The organism is Thauera sedimentorum, from assembly GCF_014489115.1.
Classification (GTDB): Bacteria; Pseudomonadota; Gammaproteobacteria; order Burkholderiales; family Rhodocyclaceae; genus Pseudothauera; species Pseudothauera sedimentorum.
Genome location: NZ_JACTAH010000002.1, coordinates 616,421 through 636,221, shown reverse-complemented (window position 1 = coordinate 636,221; position 19,801 = coordinate 616,421). Strand labels below are relative to the sequence as shown.

Sequence of the window (19,801 nt, the reverse complement as noted above, 5' to 3'; positions counted from 1 at the left end):
ACCATGGCGAACATACTGATTGTTGACGATGAGATGGGCATCCGCGAGCTGCTCTCGGAGATCCTGAGCGACGAAGGACATGACGTGGTGCTGGCCGCCAACGCCGCCGCGGCGCGTGCCGCGCGCAACGCCGCGCGTCCGGACCTGGTGCTGCTCGACATCTGGATGCCCGATACCGATGGCATCACCCTGCTCAAGGAATGGGCCGCCAACGGCCAGCTCAGCATGCCGGTGGTGATGATGTCCGGCCACGGCACCATAGACACCGCGGTGGAAGCCACCCGCATCGGCGCCATCGACTACCTTGAGAAGCCGATCGCCCTGCAGAAGCTGCTCGCCGCGGTCAAGCGCGGCCTGCAGCGCCCGGCCACCCCGGGCACGCCGGCGGCACTCTCCCTGGCGGCCTTCACCCGCTCGGTGCCGCTGCGCGAACTGCGCCGCCGCATCGAGCAGATCGGCGAGAACTCGCGCGTGCTGCTGCTCAAGGTCGGCGCCGGCAGCATCGCGGAGCTGGCCGCGCGCAGCGTGTTCTCGGCCAACGCGCACTGGATCGACCTGTCCCAGCTCCACAACCCGATCGACATCGCCCAGCTGCAGGCGGCGCACGGCGGGGTGGTGTTCGCCGGTGAGCTGGCGCGCCTGTCCCGGCCGCAACAGAAGAACCTCGCCTTCATCCTCGAGCGCCTCGATCGCTACGACCTGCGCATGGTGGTGGCGACCGACCACAGCACCGAGGGCCTGCAGCGCCTGGGCTGGGACGAGGGCCTGCTCGCACGCCTGTTCGAGGTCAGCCTGGTGCCGCCGTCGCTCGCCGACATCCGCGACGACGTGCCCGAGCTGGCCGCGCAGATCCTGCTGCACCTGGTCGAGGCCGGGGAGGTGCCGCGCCACCATTTTTCCACCGGTGCGCTCAACGCGCTGCGCACCCATCCATGGCCGGGTGGCTACGCGGAACTGCGGGGCGCGGTGAAATCGATTGCGCTCGGTACGCTGGAAGAGGAGATCGCGCTGGCCGACGTACGTCGCATCATCGGCCAGCCGAACGATTCCGCCGCTTTCGCCCTGCCGCTCGACCAGCCGCTGCGCGAGGCCCGCGAGGCCTTCGAGCGCATGTACTTCGAGCATCACCTGCGCCTGGAGGGGGGCAACATGACCCGCCTGGCCGAAAAGAGCGGCCTGGAGCGCACCCACCTGTACCGCAAGCTCAAGCAGCTCGGCCTGCAGGCCGGCCGGCGCAGCGAAGAGGCGTGAGGGTGACGCGCTTTTTTGCGCCGCAACAAAGTGTTTCAACAAAGCAAAACCCCGGCGTAGAATCGGCGGACTCGCACCCTGACGGGCCTACGTTGTGAAGATCATCATCCTCGGTGCCGGCCAGGTCGGCGCCTCGGTTGCCGAGAACCTCGTCTCCGAAGCCAACGACATCACCCTGGTCGACACCAGCGCGGACTACCTTGCCGCGCTGCGTGACCGGCTGGAAGTGCGCACCGTGTGCGGCAACGCCGCATCGCCCTCGGTACTGCGCGAGGCGGGCGCGGACGACGCCGACCTGCTGATCGCGGTCACCCAGTCCGACCAGACCAACCTGTGCGCCTGTCGCATCGCCAAGGCGATCTTCAACCTGCCCACCCGCATCGCCCGGCTGCGTTCGACCGACTTCGTCGACTACCCGGAGCTGCTCGACAACAACAACTTCGCGGTCGATTTCTCCATCTGCCCGGAGCAGATCGTCACCGACTACATCAAGCGCCTGATCGCCTTTCCCGAGGCGCTGCAGGTGCTCGACTTCGCCGAAGGCGTGGTCAGCCTGATCGGCGTGAAGGCCTTCGAGGGCGGGCCGCTGGTCGGCCACCCGCTGAAGAACCTGCGCTTCCACCTGCCCAACGTCGAGGTGCGCATTGCCGCCATCTACCGCAACGGCGAACCGATCATCCCCGAGGGCGACACGGTCATCGTGCCCGGCGACGAGGTGTTCTGCCTGGCGGCCACGGTGCACATCCGCCAGGTGATGCGCGAACTGCGCCGTACCGACAAGCCGATGCGCAGGGTGATGATCGCCGGCGGCGGCAACATCGGCTACCGCCTGGCACGCAGCATCGAGTCCGACTACCACGTGAAGATCCTCGAGGTGGACAAGCGCCGCGCCGAGGCTCTCGCCACCCAGCTGTCCAGCGCGCTGGTGCTGCGCGGCGATGCCACCGACGAGAAGCTGCTGGAGAACGAGGGCATCGACGAGATGGACCTCTTCGTCGCGCTCACCAACGACGAGGAGGACAACATCATGGCCGCCTCGCTCGCCAAGCGCATGGGCGCGCGGCGCACGCTGGCGCTGATCAACCGCAAGAGCTACGTGGACCTGGTGCAGGGCGGGCCGATCGACATCGCCATCTCGCCGGCGCATACCTCCATCGGCTCGCTGCTCGCCCACGTGCGGCGCGGCGACGTGGTGGCGGTGCACAGCCTGCGCCGTGGCGCGGCCGAGGCGCTGGAGATCATCGCCCACGGCACGCCCAAGGACTCCAAGGTGGTGGGCCGCCAGATCGAGGAGATCCCCCTGCCCAAGGGCGCGAGCATCGGTGCCATCGTGCGCGACGAGAAGCGCATCGACGGCAAGGTGCTGCGCCGCATGGTGATCATTCCGCACCACGACACGGTGATCGAGCCGGAGGATCACGTGATCGTGTTCTGCACCCACAAGAAGCTGGTGCGCAAGGTCGAGAAGCTGTTCCAGGTCGGCTTTACCTTCCTGTAAGCATCCAGCCTCCACAGTCCGCGATGCGCGCCTACCATCCCGCCCTCAACGCCCTGGGCCTGATCATCATGATCTTCGGCCTGCTGATGGGCTTTCCGCTCGGCGTCTCCGCCTGGCTGGACGACGGTGCCACCCTGGCCTACGACCAGGCCCTGCTGCTGACCATCGCCACCGGCGCGCTGCTGTGGATGTTCACCCGCAGCCGCAGCCGCGACCTGCGGGTGCACGACGGCTTCTTCCTGGTCGCCGCAGCCTGGGTGGTGCTGCCGGTGTTCGGCGCGCTGCCGCTGCTGGCCTACCTGCCGGAGCTGTCCTTCACCCACGCCTACTTCGAGGCGGTGTCCGGGCTCACCGCCACCGGTGCCACGGTGCTCAGCGGCCTGGACGACCTGCCGATCTCCATCAACCTGTGGCGTACCTTCATGCACTGGATAGGCGGCATGGGGGTGATCGTGCTGGTGGTTGCCATCCTGCCGCTGCTGGGCATCGGCGGGCGGCAGATGTTCAAGGCGGAAGTGCCCACGCCGATGAAGGAGAGCAGTCTCACCCCGCGCATCACCGAGACCGCCAAGGGCCTGTGGGTGTCCTACATCCTGCTCACCGTGGCCTGCGGGCTGAGCCTGTGGTACGTGGGCATGGACGGCTGGGACGCCCTCATCCACGCCTTCACCGTCGCCGGGCTGGGCGGCTTTTCCAGCAAGGACGCGTCCATCGGCCACTTCGCCAACGTGAACGTCGAGATCGTCATCATCGTCTTCGCCCTGCTGGCCGGGCTCAACTACGCCACCCACTACCTGGCGCTGGTCCGCCGCAGCGCCATGCCCTATCTGCGCGACCCGGAGATTCCCTTCTTCTTCGGCGTGCTGGTCATCAGCGTGATCGGCCTCTCTGCCTACCTCATGCAGAACCACGCCCACGCCGACCTGCCGGCGACCGTGCGCTACGTGTCCTTCCACGTGGTGTCCATCGCCACCTCGCTCGGCCTGGCGACCTACGACTACACCCTGTGGCCGATGTTCGCGCAGTTGTGGGTGCTCTTCCTCGGCAGCTTCATCGCCTGTTCCGGCTCCACCGGTGGCGGCATCAAGATGATGCGCGCGATGATCCTCTACAAGCAGGTGTTCCGCGAGATCATCCGCTCGCTGCACCCGCACGCGGTCCGTCCGGTGCGCCTCGGCAACCAGCCGGTTTCCGAGGGCATCCTGCACGCGGTGCTGGGCTTCTCCTTCATGTACATGGTGTCCATCGTTTCGCTCACCCTGGTGCTGTCGGCCACCGGGCTGGACATCGTCACCGCCTTCTCCGCAGTGGTGGCCTGCATCAACAACACCGGCCCGGGCCTGGGCGCGGTCGGCCCGGCCTCCAACTATGCCGGCATGGATACCTTCCAGAGCTGGGTGCTGTGCTTCACCATGATCCTCGGCCGCCTGGAGATCTTCACCCTGCTGGTGGTGCTCACCCCTTCGTTCTGGCGCCGCTGAACGCGCCAGTGGGCCTGAGTTCCCCCGTAGGAGCGGCCTTGGCCGCGATGCGGCGGTGGTTCGCCGGTGGGCCGCAATCGCGGCCAAGGCCGCTCCTACGAGTCAGCGCATCGGTCGCGGCCGAGCGTCGGGGCGCAAAACGCGGGATAATCGCCGTTTGCCCCGGCGCGGCCCCTCGATGCGGGCGCGGCCGGAACGGTCGGACGAAACCAGGAACGACAACGTGAGCCGCCTCAAGAACGACACCTTTCTGCGCGCACTGCTGCGCCAGCCCACCGAGTACACCCCCGTCTGGCTGATGCGCCAGGCCGGCCGCTACCTGCCGGAGTACTGCGAGACGCGCAAGCGCGCCGGCAGCTTCCTGCAACTGTGCAAGAGCCCGGCGCTGGCCTGCGAGGTCACGCTGCAGCCGCTGGCACGCTACGACCTGGATGCCGCCATCCTGTTCTCCGACATCCTCACCGTGCCCGACGCGATGGGCCTCGGCCTGTACTTCGCCGAAGGCGAGGGCCCGCGCTTCGAGCGTCCGCTGCGCGAGGAGTGGGAGATCCGCAACCTGGCCGCGCCGGACCCGCACGCCGAACTGCAGTACGTCATGGATGCGGTCGCCGAGATCCGCCGTGCGCTGGACGGCTCGGTGCCGCTGATCGGCTTCTCCGGCAGCCCGTGGACCCTGGCCTGCTACATGGTGGAAGGCGGCTCCGGCTCGGAGACCGACTACCGCCGCATCAAGACCATGGCCTACACCCGGCCGGACCTGCTGCACCACATCCTGTCGGTCACGGCCGATTCGGTGGTGGCCTACCTCAACGCCCAGATCGAATCCGGCGCGCAGGCGGTCATGGTGTTCGACTCCTGGGGCGGGGTGCTGTCCGAGGCCGCCTACCAGGAGTTCTCCCTGGCCTACCTCAAGCGCGTGGTGGATGGCCTGATCCGCGAGCGCGACGGCGAGCGCGTGCCCAGCATCGTATTCACCAAGGGCGGCGGCGTGTGGATCGAGCAGATCGCCGACCTCGGTTCGGACGCGGTCGGCCTCGACTGGACGCTGGACATCGGCCGTGCGCGCGAGAAGGTGGGCCACAAGGTGGCGCTGCAGGGCAACCTGGACCCTTCCATCCTGTTTGCGCCCCCGGAAGTCGTTGCCGCCGAAGCGCGTCGGGTGGTCGATGCCTTCGGGCCACACCCCGGCCACGTGTTCAACCTCGGTCACGGCATCTCGCAATTCACCCCGCCGGAGAGCGTCTCGGTGCTGGTCGACACCGTGCATGCGCACAGCCGTGCGGTGCGCAGCAAGGCCGCCGGCTGAGCCCGCGCGACAGGCGCGGAATACCTGTTTTTCGGTAGTGGGGATTTCGCGCCTGTCAACAAGAAAAATGCACCAAATCGGGTTGACTTATGCACACCCGGCTGTTCCCGCGGCATTTGCTGCACAGCGCTGGTGCAGTATGCATCAAAAATCATAAGTCTCTGTTTTACAAGCAAAAAGCCCCTGCCTAATGTTGGGGCAAAGTAGTGGAAATGCTTGTGCCGTACCGGTTTGCGCTCGTTTCACCCAGGCTTTCCACAAACTTATCCACAGCTTTTGTGGACAAGCTTCCGAGCTGTTTCTGCAGCAAAGTGTTAGCGTCATTTTCCACGTTTCGCATCAAGTAAACGCGCCAAGTAACTGTTTATAAAGACGTTACCCGCAAGAAGGCCTCGACTGCATGCGAATCGTCCGCGTCGCGCTACCCGTACCGCTCCCGCAAGTCTTTGATTACACGGCAACAGACGTATCCGATACGGATATCGGCCGCTGTGTCCGGGTGCCCTTCGGCAAGGGCGAGAAGAGCGGGTTGATCGTTGCGCTGCCCCCTGCCGCCGAGGTCGACCCGGCCCGGCTCAAGCCGGTGCGGCACATCCAGCGCGAGGTCTCCGCCCTGCCGGCCGACTGGCTGGCGCTCGTGGGCTTCACCGCGCGCTACTACCATGCACCGCTCGGCGAGGTCATCGCCCTCGCATTGCCCCCCGGCTTGCGCCGTGCCGACGCGATCGCCGACCGCGACCACGACCCCCTGCTCGCACCGGCCGTGGCGGGTCTTGCAGCCCTGGATGAGGTCAAGCGGGACAGCCGTGCCCTGCGCCTGCTGCGTGCGCTGGCGGGCCATGGCGGCGCGGCGCGGCGCAGCATCGTGCGTGCCTGGGAGGACGGCGCCGCGGTCGGCGAGCTGTTGCGCCGCGGATGGGCGAAGGAGGTCCGTCGCCCGGCAGCCGAGCCTGGCGGCATCCTGCCTGCGCTGACCGCCGAACAGCAGGCCGCCCTCGACACCCTGGCCGCCGCACCGGACGGTTTTGCCGCCTGGCTGCTGCAGGGGGTGACCGGCAGCGGCAAGACCGAGGTCTATCTGCGCCTCGCCCAGCGCGAACTGGCTGCCGGCCGGCAGGTGTTGATGCTGGTGCCCGAGATCGCCCTCACGCCGCAGCTCGAAGCGCGGGTGGCGGCGCGTTTCCCGGCCGCGGAGGTGGTCAGCCTGCATTCCGCGCTGGCCGAGGGTGCGCGCTCGCGCGGTTTCGTGCGCGCGCTGGAAGGCCACGCCGACATCGTGCTCGGCACCCGCCTGGCGGTGTTCGCGCCCTTGCCGCGCCTGGGGTTGATCCTGGTCGACGAGGAGCACGACGCCTCCTACAAGCAGCAGGAGGGCGTGCGCTATTCGGCGCGCGATCTCGCGGTGTGGCGCGCGCGCCAGCGCGCGGTGCCGGTGGTGCTCGGTTCGGCCACGCCCTCGCTGGAAAGCTGGCAGCACGCGCGCGGCGGGCGTTACCGCCATCTGGTGCTGGCGCACCGCGCGCTGGCCAGCGCGCTGCCCACGGTGCGCTGCGTGGATACCCGCAGGCTGAAGCTGGACGAGGGGCTCAGCCCGGCGCTGCAGGCCGCCATCGGCGAACGCCTGGCGCGCGGCGAGCAAAGCCTGGTGTTCCTCAACCGGCGCGGCTACGCCCCGGTGCTGTCCTGTCCGGCCTGCGGCTGGGTCAGCACCTGCCCGCACTGCACCGCCAACCTGGTGGTGCATCTGGCCGACCGCCGGGTGCGCTGCCACCACTGCGGCTGCGACGGCCCCATCCCGCGCGCCTGCCCGTCCTGCGGCAACCAGGACATCCAGCCTTTCGGGCGCGGCACCCAGCGCATCGAAGCGCGGCTGGGCGAGCTGTTCCCCGAGGCCCGCGTGCTGCGCATCGACCGCGATTCGGCGCGTACCCGCGCGCAGTGGGAGGCCCTGCTCGCGACCATCGCCGCGGGCGAGGCCGACATCCTGGTGGGCACCCAGATGATGGCCAAGGGACACGACTTTCCGAAGTTGACCCTGGTCGGCGTGGTGGGCGCCGACGCCTCGCTGCATGCGGCCGACTTCCGCGCCCCCGAGCGCCTCTTCCAGCAGCTGATGCAGGTCGGCGGCCGGGCGGGGCGCGCCCAGTTGCCGGGCGAGGTGCTGATCCAGACCGAATACCCGGAGCACCCGCTGTACCGGTGCCTGGCCCGTCACGACTTCGACGCCTTCGCCGCGCTGGCGCTGGAGGAGCGTCGCCAGGCCGGCTTCCCGCCGCTCACCCACCAGGCCATGCTGCGCGCCGATTCGCCGGCCCTGGACGACGCGGTGGCCTTCCTGCGCGAAGCGGCGCGGGTCGCCGCGCAGTGCGCCCCCGAGGGGCTGCAGGTCTACGACCCGGTGCCGATGCGCATGACCCGGCTGGCGCGCCGCGAGCGCGCGCAGCTGTTGGTCGAGGCCGGCGAGCGCGGCGTCCTGCAGGGATTTCTCGGAGAGTGGATGACGGCGCTGCGGGCGCTGCGAACCGCGCGCGAGCTGCGCTGGAACCTGGACGTCGATCCGCTGGAGGTGTGAACCGCAGCTGGCGCGGGGTCAGGCGTTGCCCAGCAGCCAGGCGCGGCGGTCGGCCAGGCGCTTCTGCCAGGCCGGCGACAGCCCGGCGGCCGCGCCGAGCATCGCCAGTTCATCCGGGTCGGGGCGATGGTCGATGCGCGCGCGCCACAGGCGGGCGAGGGTGAGGCCGGGGGCGGGCCGCTCTTCGAGCTCGAAGCGGTCGCCGGCGGCCACGCTGCCCGGCGTCAGCACCCGGTAGTACCAGCCGGTCAGGCCTTCGGCGGCGATCAGCCTGGACAAGCCGTTGTCCTCGCAGCGCGCGTCGATCTTCCAGCACGGACTGCGCGGCTCGCTGACCTGGATACGCGCCGTGCCGAGGCGGAAGATGTCGCCGATGCAGACCTCGTGCTCGGTCCAGCCGCGGGTGGACAGGTTCTCGCCCAGCACGCCGGGGGCGAGCAGGCCGGCCAGTCCGGGTCGTGCCTGCGCCAGCCGCTCGTAGTGCTCGGCCGGATAGTGGTGCAAGGCCTTCTGCGGGCCGCCGTGGTAGCGCGGATCGGCCTGGCGGTCGCCGGCCAGGCCGGTGGGGCCGATCTCGCAGCGGCCGGCCACCGGCGCCTTGAACATGCCGGTGAGCTGGCCTTCGGGCGGCAAGGGGCGCAGGCCGCCGGCGAACAGTCCGCCGAGCGTCAGCGAGGGGAGGGGGGAGTCGGGCATGGTGTCCATGCCGTGCAGTCTCTCACAGGCGTGCCGCGCCGCGCACGCCCGAGGCGTCGCCGTGCCGGCCCGCTTCGAGGCGGGTGACGACCCGGTCGGCGAACACCTGCGCCTGCCACAGCTGCGGCACCGTGCGGTAGAGGCGTTCGAGGCGGGACAGTCCGCCGCCGAGGACGATCACGTCCGGGTCCAGCAGGTTGATCACCCCGGCCAGGGCACGCGCCAGGCGCTGCTCGTAGCGGGCCAGCGTGGCTTCGCAGGTCGCATCGCCGGTAGCGGCCCCCTGGGCGATGGCGTCGGCGTCCAGCGCCTCGCCACCGTGGCGCCGATGGTCGGCGGCCATGCCGGGGCCGGACAGGTAGGTTTCGATGCAGCCGCTGCGCCCGCAATAGCATGGCGGCAGCGGCAGGTCCTCAGGGCCGGGCAGCGGCAGCGGGGAATGCCCCCATTCGCCGGCGATGCCGTTGGCGCCGGTGAGCAGGCGCCCATGCACGACGATGCCGCCGCCGACCCCGGTACCGAGGATCACGCCGAACACCACCGCCGCGCCGGCACCGGCCCCGTCGGTGGCCTCCGACATGGCGAAGCAGTCGGCATCGTTGGCGATGCGCAGCGGCCGGCCCAGGCGGGCGGCGAGGTCCTCGCGCAGGGCCCGGCCGTTGAGGCAGGTGGAATTGGCGTTGCGCATCCGCCCGGTGAGCGGGGAGGTCGAGCCCGGCGTACCGATGCCGACCGGGCACTGGCCGCGCACGCCGAGTTCGGCTTCGGCCTGCTCGACCAGCGCGGCCACCGCGCCCACGGTGGCGGGGTAGTCGCCCTGGGGCGTGGGGACGCGGCGACGCAGCAGTTCGCGGCCGTCGCCGTCGAGCGCGACGATCTCGATCTTGGTGCCGCCCAGGTCGACGCCGATGCGGATCACCGGGATGCCTGCGGCGGGATGTGGATCAGAGCAGGCGATCGACCGCGCTGCGGTACTGTTCCACCGCATCCTCGCGCCCGCGCGCGCTTACGCCGAGCTCGCGCACCAGGCCGTCGTGCAGGCTGTAGCACCAGCCATGCACGGTGACCGCCTGGCCGCGCTGCCAGGCCTCGCGCAGGATGGAGGTCTGGCTGATGTTCACCACCTGGTGGATGGCGTTGAGTTCGCACAGGCGGTCGAGGCGTTCGCTCTGGTCCTCGATCTCGTCGAGCTTCTGCAGGTGGCGGTCGCGCACGTCCTGCACATGGCGCAGCCAGTTGTCGGTCAGCCCGGTGCGGTTGTCGTGCAGCGCCGCCTTGACGCCGCCGCAGCCGTAGTGGCCGACCACCAGGATGTGCTTCACGCGCAGGATCTCGACGGCGTAGTGGATGACCGACAGCGCGTTCAGGTCGGTGTGCACCACCACGTTGGCGATGTTGCGATGGACGAAGATCTCGCCCGGCGCCAGGCCGACGATCTGGTTGGCCGGCACGCGGCTGTCCGAGCAGCCGATCCACAGGTATTCGGGGGTCTGCTGCTTGACCAGGCGGGAGAAGAACTCCGGGTCCTCGGCATGCATGCGCTCGGACCACGCCTTGTTGTTGGCGAAGAGGTGTTCGATGGATTGGGGCATGGTGCGGATTCCTCGGCGGGCGGAGCCCGGTAAAGATTCCGTAATTATGAATTACGAACCGCCTGCACGCCAAGCCGTCCGAAAGCACTACGCCTGATCAGCGGCGTCCTTCGGCCTCAGTCCTCCCAGATGCCGAGCTCGGCAAGCTGCCGGCTGGCCGCCTCGGCCCAGCCGCGGTTGGCCGCCGGGCTGGCCGGGCTTGGATGCAGGATGCGTCCGAAGCGCAACGGCAGGCCGTCCAGGGCTTCGGCTGCGCGCTTCTCCGCCCAGGCGCCGACGCCGATCACCCATTCCGGCTCTAGGGCGGCCACCATGGCGCGCAGATGGGTGTTGCAGGCCGCCAGCAGCGGGCGGGATTCGGCTGCCGGCAGCTTGTCGGGGGTGAGGTTGCGGCCCTGGTCGAAGAACACCAGCGGACAGTAGTTGGCGACGAAGTGATCGGCGAAGAACTGCCGGGGATCGCCGAAGCGTGCCCGGAACAGACCCCACAGGCGCTGGCCGCTGACCTCGGCGCGCTTGCAGGCGAAGCCTTCGACCGGCCGCTTCGGGTTGCTCTGCGCCGGCTGGCCGACCGCGCCGGCCAGCCCCAGCCAGTCGCGCACCGCGCCGATCTCGCCGAAGGGCACGCCGGTCTGCGCCATCCCGAAGGGGCCGGGGTTCATGCCCAGGAAGACGACGCGCTTGCGGCCCGCGCCGTAGCGCTCCAGGTAGTTGCGGTGGATGCCCCAGGCGTAGTCGAGCGGGTTGTACACATGGCTGACCGGGGCGCTGAAGCGCAGGGCGCCGACGGACGTGGAGAGTTGCTGTGCGGCCTCGACGAGGCGGGCGGCGGTTGCGGTCATCTGGTGGCGGGCCGAACGGGGAAAACGCGCATTATCCCAGATCGGCGAAGCGCTTCTGCAGCCAGTCTTCCGCCTCGTCGGCCGGCAGCGGCCGGCTGAAGTGGTAGCCCTGCAGTTCGTCGCAGCCCAGCTCGGACAGGCGGGCGACCTGCACCGCGGTTTCCACGCCTTCGGCGATCACCGACAGGCCGAGGTTGTGGGCCATGGACACCGCGGCCGCGACGATGGCCGCGTCGTTGGCGTCATGCTCGATGTCGGAGACGAAGGAGCGGTCGATCTTCAGGTGGTCGAGCGGGAAGAGCTTGAGGTAGGACAGCGACGAGTAGCCGGTGCCGAAGTCGTCGATCGCCAGCCGCACGCCCAGCCGCTTGAGGCCGCCGAGCACCGGGATGGCGTCGTTCGGGCGCTCCATCACTGAACTCTCGGTGATCTCCAGCTCCAGTTGCGAGGCCGGCAGCTCGCTGTCGGCCAATGCCTCGCCGACCGCCTCGGCCAACCCGGCGTGCATCAGCTGGCGGGTGGACAGGTTGACCGACATGCGCAGCGAGGGCAGGCCGCGGTCCAGCCATGCGCGGGCCTGCCGGCAGGCCTCGCGCAGCACCCACTTGCCCAGCTCGACGATCAGGCCGGTTTCCTCGGCCAGCGGGATGAAGCGGAAGGGCGGGATCAGCCCATCCTCCGGGTGGCGCCAGCGCACCAGCGCCTCGACCCCGCGTACGCGGCCATCGGCGGCACCGAGCTGCGGCTGGTACCACAGTTCGAACTCGCCCTGCTGCAGGGCGCGGCGCAGCTTGCGTTCGAGGTCCAGGCGCTCGGTGGCGCTGCGGTTCATCTCCTCGGTGAAGAACTGGTAGTTGGCGCGGCCCAGGGCCTTGGCGTGGTACATCGCGGTGTCCGCGCAGCGCAGCAGCTCGGCGGCGTCCTCGCCGTCCTCCGGATACAGCGCGATGCCGATGGACGGCGTGGTGTGCAGTTCCGCGCCGCCGGTCTCGTAGGGGGCGGACAGGCGGGTGAGGATCTTTTCGGCCACGTGTGCCGCGCGTGCGCTGCTGGAGATGCCCTGGATGACCACCACGAACTCGTCGCCGCCCTGGCGGGCGACGATGTCGGCATCGCGCACCGTGTGGCGCAGGCGCTCGGCCACCTCCTTGAGCAGGCAGTCGCCGACCTGGTGGCCGAGCGAGTCGTTGATGTGCTTGAAGCGGTCTAGATCGAGGAAGAGCACCGCCAGGCCGTGGCCGTTGCGCCGCGAGTCGGCCAGCGACTGCGCCAGCCGGGCGTCGAGCGAGAAGCGGTTGGCCAGTCCGGTGAGCATGTCGTGATGGGCCAGGTGCTCGATCTCGGCCTCGGCGCGCTTGCGTTCGGTGATGTCGGTGTAGATGGTGACGAAGCCGCCGTCGGGCAGGGGCTGGCCCTGCACGTGGAGCACCGTGCCGTCCGGGCGGGTGCGCTCGAAGCTGTGCGGCTCGGTGCGCCGAGCACGGGCGAGCAGGTCGGCGACGATGCGCTCGGGGTCGCCGTCGCCGTACTCGCCGCGCTCGGCGTTGTAGCGCATCAGGGTCTCCAGCGTCGGCAGGCCGTTGGCGAACAGCTCGTCGGGGAAGTCGAGCACCCGCTTCAGTTCCTCGTTGCAGGCCACCAGATTGAGGTCGCGGTCGATCAGCGTGACGCCACCCGGAATGTTCTCGATGATGGTCTGCAGGATGCGGTTCTGGCGGGCGAGTTCGGCCTGGGCGTGCTTGTGCTCGGTGATGTCGGTGTAGGTGGTGATGAAGCCGGCCACCTTGCCGTCGATGAACAGCGGCTCGCCGGCCACCAGGTGGGTGCGGCCGTTCGGCCGGGTGCGTTCGAAGCGGTGTGCCTGGAACTGCAAGGCGAGTTCGCGCCGCTTGCGCACGTGCTCTGCCGGGTCGCCCGGGCCGTACTCGCCGCGCAGGGCGGGGACCATGATCAGGTCGTCGAAGCTGACGTTCTGGTACACCGTGCCGGGCGGCAGCTCCAGCACGTCGGCGAAGCCCTCGTTCCAGTACTGCAGGTGCAAGGTCTCGTCGAACACGCTGATGCCTTGCGGCAGGTGGTTGACGATGGCCAGCAGGTAGGCCGACTTGCGCTCCAGCTCCTGCGCCAGCAGTTGCTGGCCGGTGATGTCCTGCACCGTGCCGACCACCCGCCAGGGTTTGCCGTCGACGTCCTTCTCGATGCGGAAGCGGTTGTGGAAGTGGCGGATCGCGCCGGCAGCGCCGACGATGCGGTAGTAGAAATCGCCACTCTTGCCCTCGCGGTAGGCGCTGGTCAGCGCCTCGTTCACCTGCTCGCGGTCGTCCGGATGGATGCGCTCGAGGAAGGCCTCGCGGGTCGGTGCCACGCCGTCGGCGATGCCGAGCAGCTTGCGGGTGCGGTCGGACCACCACAGCTCGTCGGAGATCAGGTTGCGCTCCCAGCCGCCCAGGCGTGCCACCTCCATGGTTTCGATCAGGTCGTTGCGCAGCCGCTCCAGTTCCTGGCGGTAGCGCTGTTCCTCACGCAGGCGGCCGCGGGTGACGCGGCGCTGGTTGCGCCAGATGCGCGCCAGGGCGACGGCGGCGGCGATCAGCAGCAACAGGCTGACCGCCGCCGCGCCGAGGAGCTGCTGGCGCGAACCTGCCAGCAACTCCTCCTGGTCCACCTTGCTCAGCAACAGCCAGCCCGCCTCCTCGATCTGCGCGGCGGCGGCGAAGACCAGCGGGCCGTTGCGGTAATCCTGCCCCTCGCCGTCCAGGTCGCCGCGCAGCGCGGCAGCCGACACCGCCACCGGATCGTCGCGGGATACCTCGAGCGGCGGGGCGTCCGGCGCCCGGAAGCGCGCGGGCAGCATCAGCCGCAGGCCGTTCGCGGTGCGTTCGAACAGCAAGGTCTCGCCCGACTGGGTGATGCGCGGCGAGCCCTGCAGCAAGGGGATCAGGTAGTTGTCCGGCGACACGCGCAGCACCACGGTGTCGACCTGCCAGTGTTCGCCGGCCAGCGGCACCGGAACGACCAGGTCGAGATAGATCTCTCCGGCCGGGTCGCGCTGCAGTGAGCTCAGGCGGGTGAAACCGCTCTCCCTTGCCTCGCGCACCGCCACCGCGGTGGCCGGCGACAGCTGGTGCGCCCGGCCCAGGGCGAGCAGCTCCTGCCCGCGGGCATCGAGCACCAGTACGCTCTCGTAGTCGGAGACGTCCAGGTAGCCCTGCAGCCAGTAGCGCAACTCCGCGCTGCCGATGCCGTTGTCGCCGGCGAGCGAGCGGTCGAGCTGGGCGAGCCCGGCGCGGTTGCGGCGCAGGACCTCGCCGTCGCCCAGGCGCTCGTTGCGCCAGCGGGCCACGTCCTGGGCGAGCAGGCGGACCACGGACTGCAGTTCGGCGCGGGCGCCGTCGCGCACCACGGAACTCTGTTGCTGGTAGTAGGCGAAGAAGGCCAGGGCGATCGCGCTGGCGACGATGAGGAAGACCGCCGCGAACTGGATGGTGAAGGGATCTGCCTTGGCTCTCGACATACCGTACCGGAGGTGTGGGTAGGAGTGGAGTGGGCCTGTCCCGGAAGCAGGCGGCTCTCGTGTGGGTCCCGAATCGGGGAGCATTTTTGCGGTCGATTCTGACAGCGCCCCGGAGGGCTTACAATCGTGCGCTGCAGCGATACGCATGCGTACGGGCTTGCCTGCCCGTGCGAGCAGGCCGAAAATGCGCTTTCAACAAAACCACAGCGAACGCGAGGAGATCAACATGACCCAGCACATCACCGTATCCTTCGGTGCCAACCGGGAATACGAACTGACCGTGCATGACGCCGACACCGCCGGCATGACCAAGGATCAGGCGCGTGCCTGGCTCGCCAAGGAATTCGAGGTGCTCGAGTGCACGCCGTCCAACCCGATGGGCAAGATCCTGGTGCTGGACATGATCCTCAATGTCGCCAAGTACGGCGGTGAGGAGCGTTTCAAGCAGCCGGGCGAATGGGCGAAGCAGTTTGCCGCCGCGGTCGGCCGCGCTCTGGAGCGCCCGGCGATCCGTGTGGACGTGGCCGGATTCGTGGTCGGCTGATCGACCTGCCGGCGCCATGAAGAAAGGGGGCCGCGGGCCCCCTTTCTTTCTTTCAGCGGCCGCTCAGCGCCGCCCCAGCCGGTACACCGCCACGCTGGCGAGGAAGTTCGCTTCCTCGAGGATGAGCTTGCCCTCGTCGAACGCCAGGCGCTCGCGCACCACGATGCCGTTCATCTCGCACAGCGCGTCGAAGTCGGCGATGGTGAAGAAGCGCACGTTGGGGGTGTTGAACCACTGGTGCGGCAGGCTCTCCGACACCGGCATGCGGCCGTTGAGGATGCTCTGGCGGTGGCGCCAGTAGCCGAAGTTGGGAAAGCTCACCACCGCCTCGCGGCCCACCCGCAGCATCTCGGCGAGGATGCCCTGGGTGTTGTGCATGGCCTGCAGCGACAGGCTCATGATGACGTGGTCGAAGAAGCCGTCCTCGAAGCCGGCCAGGCCCTTCTCCATGTCGATCTGCAGCACGTCCACGCCGTTCTTCACGCAGGCGAGCAGCTTGTCCGGGTCGTTCTCCACGCCGTAGCCCAGCACCTGGCGCACTTCCATCAGGTGGCGCAGCAGGCTGCCGTCGCCGCAGCCCAGGTCCAGCACCTTCTCGCCCGGGGCGATCCACTGGGCGATCACGTCATAGTCGTAGCGGTAGCTCATGCGTGCACCTCGATGCGGTCGAACCAGGCGCCGAGCACGGCGTGGTATTGCGGCTCGTCGAGCAGGAAGGAGTCGTGCCCGGCGTCGCAGTCGATCTCCGCGTAGCTGACCCGCCGGCGGTTGTGCAGCAGGGCGTAGACGATCTCGCGCGAGCGCGCCGGTGAGAAACGCCAGTCGGTGGTGAAGGACACCACCAGGAACTCGGCGGTGGCGCGCGCGAGTGCCGCGGGCAGCTTGCCGCCGTGCTCGAAGGCGGGGTCGTAGTAGTCCAGCGCCTTGGTGGTCAGCAGATAGGTGTTGGCGTCGAAGTAGCCGGCGAACTTGTCGCCCTGGTAGCGCAGGTAGGACTCGATCTCGAACTCGACGTCGTAGCTGTACACCGCCTTGCCGTGGCGCAGGCTGCGGCCGAATTTCTCCGCCATGGCGTCGTCGGAGAGATAGGTGATGTGGCCGACCATGCGCGCGAGCTTGAGGCCGCGCGCCGGCACCACGCCGTGCTCGTAGTAGTGCCCGCCGTGGAAGTCGGGGTCGGTGAGGATGGCCTGGCGGGCCACCTCGTTGAAGGCGATGTTCTGCGCGGTGAGCTTGGGCGCGGAGGCGATCACCGCCGCGTGGCGCACCCGGTCCGGGTACTGCAGGGTCCAGGACAGGGCCTGCATGCCGCCCAGGCTGCCGCCGATCACCGCGGCCAGGCGCTCGATGCCGAGGCGGTCCATCAGGCGGGCCTGCGCATCCACCCAGTCTTCCACGGTGACGAAGGGGAAGTCGGCCCCCCAGGGTTTGCCGGTGGCCGGGTTGAGGGCGTTGGGGCCGCTGCTGCCGTAGCAGCCGCCGAGGTTGTTCACGCCGATGACAAAGAACTTGCGCGTGTCCAGCGGCTTGCCGGGACCGACCAGGTTGTCCCACCAGCCGGTGCTGGCCGGGTCGTCGGCGTACACACCGGCGACGTGGTGCGAGCCGGACAGCGCGTGGCAGACCAGCACCGCGTTGTCGCGCGCGGCGTTCAGTTCGCCGTAGGTCTCATAGACGAGCTCGTAGTCGTCTAGCCGGCCGCCGCTCCTGAGCGGCAGCGGGTCGGTGAAACGCGCCCGCTGGGGCACGACGATACCGACGGATTGGGGTTGGATCATGATGTCGAGCCGGAAAACAAAAAACCCAGCCGGCTGCAGACGCGGACTGGGTTGCCCTCGCTTTAGCCGGATTTGTTGAGCGCCCGCAAGCTGTGAATCAAATCGGCGCTGAAGTGGCAGGGAAATTAGCTCGGCAGCAGGAAAATGTCAAACGGACGGCGGTTTTGCGGTAGGAGCGGCCAGGCGCTCGACTGCCTCGCGCACCCGGACCTGCTCGTCCATCTTGAGGATGCGCTGCACTTTGGGGGCGAGTTCGCCGACGTCGGCGCGCAGCACCTGTTGCTTGATCTCCAGCACGTTGGACGGGTGCATGGAGAAGTTGCGCAGGCCCATGCCGAGCAGCAGCAGGGTGTAGGCCGGATCGCCGGCCATCTCGCCGCACACCGACACCGGCAGGCCGAAGCGCGCGCCGGCCTGGATGGTGCCGCCGATGAGCTTGAGCACCGCGGGGTGGAGCGGGTCGTAGAGCGGGGCGACCGCCTCGTTGGAGCGGTCGATGGCCAGGGTGTACTGGATCAGGTCGTTGGTGCCGATGGACAGGAAGGACAGCCGGCGGATGAACATGCCCAGCGCCAGCGCAGCGGCCGGCACCTCGATCATGCCGCCGATCTCCACGCCTTCGTCGAACTTGATGCGCTCGGCGCGCAGCTCGGCGCGCGCCTTGTCGATCAGCATCAGCGATTGGTCGATCTCATGCGCGTGCGCCAGCATCGGGATCATGATGCGCAGCCGGCCATGCACCGAGGCGCGCAGCAGCGCGCGCAGCTGGGTGAGGAACATCTTGGGTTCGGCCAGCGAATAGCGCACCGCGCGCAGGCCCAGCGCCGGATTGGGCTCGGGGCGGGCCACGCCGTTGAGCGCCTTGTCCGCGCCCACGTCGAAGGTGCGGATGGTCACCGGGCGCTTGCCCATGGCCTTGAGCACGCTGCGGTAGGCCTCGTACTGCTCGTCCTCGTCCGGCAGGGTGTCGCGCCCGATGAACAGGAACTCGGTGCGGTACAGGCCCACGCCGTCGGCGTTTACGCTGCGCGCGGCGGCCACGTCCTTGGGGCCTTCGATGTTCACCAGCAGGTTGACGTCCTCGCCGTCCAGGGTGGTCGCGCGGGTGTCCTTGAGGCGCTTGAGCTTGGAGCGCTCCAGTTCCAGCTCGGTGCGCCGCAGGCGGTACTCCTCGACGATCTGCTCGTCCGGGCCGACGATGACCACGCCGCGGGTGCCGTCGACGATCAGCAGTTCGTCGTCTTCGACCAGGTCGCGGATGCGGTGCAGGCCGACCACCGCGGGGATGGCCAGACTGCGGGCGACGATGGCGGTGTGGCTGGTGGGGCCGCCCACGTCGGTGACGAAGCCGGCGATGTTGTGGTCGCGGAAGCTGATGGTGTCGGCCGGCGACAGGTCGTGGGCCACCACGATGGTGCCCAGGCCGTCGCGGCGCTTGGCCGGCAGGTGGCCGGGGTGGCCGAGCAGCACCTTGACCAGGCGTTCGACCACCTGCACCACGTCGGCCTGGCGTTCGCGCAGATAGGGGTCTTCGATGGCCTGGAACTGCTCGACCAGCAGTTCCATCTGCTGCACCAGCGCCCATTCGGCGTTGCAGCGCCGCTCGGCGACCAGGTTGCGGGCGGCGTCGACCAGCATCGGATCGGCCAGCAGCATGACCTGCAGATCGACGAAGGCGCCCACCTCGGTATGCGCCTGCCCGGCCGCGGTGGCCGCCTTCAGGCCCATCAGCTCGCCGCGCACGGTGGCCACCGCGTCGTCCAGGCGGTACAGCTCTTCGTTCAGGTACTTCTGGGCGACGTGGTAGTGGTTGACCTCGAGCAGGGCGTGCGACACCAGATGCACGTGGCCGATGGCGATGCCCTGTGAAACCGGAAGCCCGTGGATGGTGAAGGCCATCGCCTACTCCTCCTCGCCGAAGCGGTCGGCGATCAGTTCGAGGATGGCGGAGAGCGCCGCATCCGCGTCCTGGCCCTCGGTCTCCACGGTGACCGTGCTGCCGCGCGCGGCAGCCAGCATCATCACCCCCATGATGCTCTTGGCGTTCACCCGCCGGCCGTTGCGTTCCAGCCAGACGTCGGCGCCGAAGCTGCTCGCGGTCTGGGTGAGTTTGGCCGAGGCACGTGCGTGCAGGCCGAGCTTGTTGATGATCGGGGCTTCCGCTCTGGGCATCGTTGTGGGCTCACTTCATGTGCAGGACGCCGTCGCAGCCGCCGGAGATGGCGCGCTGGACGAGGGTGGGCATGTCTTTCTCGCGGTAGGTCAGCACGCGCAGCAGCATCGGCAGGTTGACCCCGGCGATGCCTTCCACCCGGCCCGGTTCGAGCAGCTTGGTGGCAATGTTCGACGGCGTGGCGCCGTAGATGTCGGTGAGCAGCAGCACACCGTGGCCGGCATCCGCCCAGCCCAGCATCTGGCGCGCGGTCGGCAGCAGGTCCAGCGGATCGTCCTGGGCCGAGACGCCCAGTTGCACGATGTGCGGCGGGCGCTTGTTCAGCACGTGGCAGGCGCACTGGATGAGCGCTTCGCCCAGGCTGCCGTGGGTGACGAGGAAGATGCCGATCATGGACAGAATATTCCGTTGTGTTGCCGGCGCAGCCGTGCCGGACCCAGGCCGCGCGCCGATCGGGCGATTGTAGCCGATGCGCCCGATGCCGCTCATGTGGCAGTGCGGCATGCGCCGACCCCGTCCGCCGCCTTATGATCCTGAGCTATCACCTGCCAACC

General features: G+C 69.0%; 16 protein-coding genes. 6 read left to right on the top strand and 10 right to left on the bottom strand.

Annotated elements, in window-relative coordinates:
• Positions 1-3 precede the first annotated feature (3 nt).
• The 5 genes from IAI53_RS12770 to IAI53_RS12750 all read left to right on the top strand — a co-directional run bounded on the left by IAI53_RS12770 (position 4) and on the right by IAI53_RS12750 (position 8,108).
• Entirely contained in the window at positions 4-1,251 is a 1,248-nt protein-coding gene (locus tag IAI53_RS12770) for a sigma-54-dependent transcriptional regulator (RefSeq protein ID WP_187718569.1), read from the top strand.
• A 94-nt stretch (positions 1,252-1,345) separates the two neighbouring features.
• Positions 1,346-2,749 carry a Trk system potassium transporter TrkA gene (gene trkA, locus IAI53_RS12765; protein ID WP_187718568.1) on the top strand — a complete coding sequence of 468 codons (1,404 nt, stop codon included), beginning with the start codon at positions 1,346-1,348 and terminating at the stop codon, positions 2,747-2,749.
• 23 nt (positions 2,750-2,772) lie between these two features.
• Positions 2,773-4,230, top strand: a complete 1,458-nt coding sequence (locus IAI53_RS12760) for a TrkH family potassium uptake protein (protein ID WP_187718567.1) — start codon at positions 2,773-2,775, stop codon at positions 4,228-4,230.
• A gap of 223 nt (positions 4,231-4,453) precedes the next feature.
• Positions 4,454-5,536 (top strand): uroporphyrinogen decarboxylase, encoded by a 1,083-nt coding sequence (gene hemE, locus IAI53_RS12755; RefSeq protein ID WP_187718566.1) that lies wholly within the window; start codon positions 4,454-4,456, stop codon positions 5,534-5,536.
• A gap of 400 nt (positions 5,537-5,936) precedes the next feature.
• On the top strand, positions 5,937-8,108 hold the full coding sequence (locus IAI53_RS12750) for a primosomal protein N' (RefSeq protein WP_187718565.1): 2,172 nt from the start codon (positions 5,937-5,939) through the stop codon (positions 8,106-8,108).
• Between the two features lie 18 nt (positions 8,109-8,126).
• Here IAI53_RS12750 and IAI53_RS12745 read toward each other — a convergent pair whose 3' ends face one another.
• From IAI53_RS12745 to IAI53_RS12725, 5 genes are all read right to left on the bottom strand, one after another.
• Entirely contained in the window at positions 8,127-8,804 is a 678-nt protein-coding gene (locus IAI53_RS12745; RefSeq protein WP_187718564.1) for an MOSC domain-containing protein, read from the bottom strand.
• 22 nt (positions 8,805-8,826) lie between these two features.
• Entirely contained in the window at positions 8,827-9,720 is an 894-nt protein-coding gene (locus tag IAI53_RS12740; RefSeq protein WP_349771943.1) for an ROK family protein, read from the bottom strand.
• Positions 9,721-9,748: 28 nt separating this feature from the next.
• Positions 9,749-10,396: a carbonate dehydratase gene (gene can, locus IAI53_RS12735; protein ID WP_187718562.1), complete on the bottom strand. Its 648-nt coding sequence runs from the start codon at positions 10,394-10,396 to the stop codon at positions 9,749-9,751.
• Positions 10,397-10,512: 116 nt separating this feature from the next.
• Positions 10,513-11,238, bottom strand: coding sequence for a uracil-DNA glycosylase family protein (locus IAI53_RS12730; RefSeq protein ID WP_187718561.1), 726 nt, complete (start codon positions 11,236-11,238; stop codon positions 10,513-10,515).
• A gap of 31 nt (positions 11,239-11,269) precedes the next feature.
• On the bottom strand, positions 11,270-14,752 hold the full coding sequence (locus tag IAI53_RS12725; protein WP_187718560.1) for a sensor domain-containing protein: 3,483 nt from the start codon (positions 14,750-14,752) through the stop codon (positions 11,270-11,272).
• A gap of 226 nt (positions 14,753-14,978) precedes the next feature.
• Here IAI53_RS12725 and IAI53_RS12720 point away from each other — a divergent pair, with 226 nt between their 5' ends.
• Positions 14,979-15,296 (top strand): hypothetical protein, encoded by a 318-nt coding sequence (locus IAI53_RS12720; RefSeq protein WP_187719430.1) that lies wholly within the window; start codon positions 14,979-14,981, stop codon positions 15,294-15,296.
• A gap of 63 nt (positions 15,297-15,359) precedes the next feature.
• On the opposite strand, the gene metW is transcribed toward IAI53_RS12720, so the two are convergent.
• From metW to IAI53_RS12695, 5 genes are all read right to left on the bottom strand, one after another.
• Positions 15,360-15,944, bottom strand: coding sequence for a methionine biosynthesis protein MetW (gene metW, locus IAI53_RS12715; protein ID WP_187718559.1), 585 nt, complete (start codon positions 15,942-15,944; stop codon positions 15,360-15,362).
• Positions 15,941-17,074 carry a homoserine O-succinyltransferase MetX gene (gene metX, locus IAI53_RS12710; RefSeq protein ID WP_187718558.1) on the bottom strand — a complete coding sequence of 378 codons (1,134 nt, stop codon included), beginning with the start codon at positions 17,072-17,074 and terminating at the stop codon, positions 15,941-15,943. The genes metW and metX overlap by 4 nt, the downstream gene beginning before the upstream one ends.
• Before the next feature lie 147 nt (positions 17,075-17,221).
• A complete protein-coding gene (ptsP, locus tag IAI53_RS12705; RefSeq protein ID WP_187718557.1) occupies positions 17,222-18,973 on the bottom strand; it encodes a phosphoenolpyruvate--protein phosphotransferase in 1,752 nt (583 codons plus the stop codon).
• A 3-nt stretch (positions 18,974-18,976) separates the two neighbouring features.
• A complete protein-coding gene (locus IAI53_RS12700) occupies positions 18,977-19,246 on the bottom strand; it encodes an HPr family phosphocarrier protein (protein ID WP_187718556.1) in 270 nt (89 codons plus the stop codon).
• Between the two features lie 10 nt (positions 19,247-19,256).
• On the bottom strand, positions 19,257-19,640 hold the full coding sequence (locus tag IAI53_RS12695) for a PTS sugar transporter subunit IIA (RefSeq protein WP_187718555.1): 384 nt from the start codon (positions 19,638-19,640) through the stop codon (positions 19,257-19,259).
• Positions 19,641-19,801: the final 161 nt, after the last annotated feature.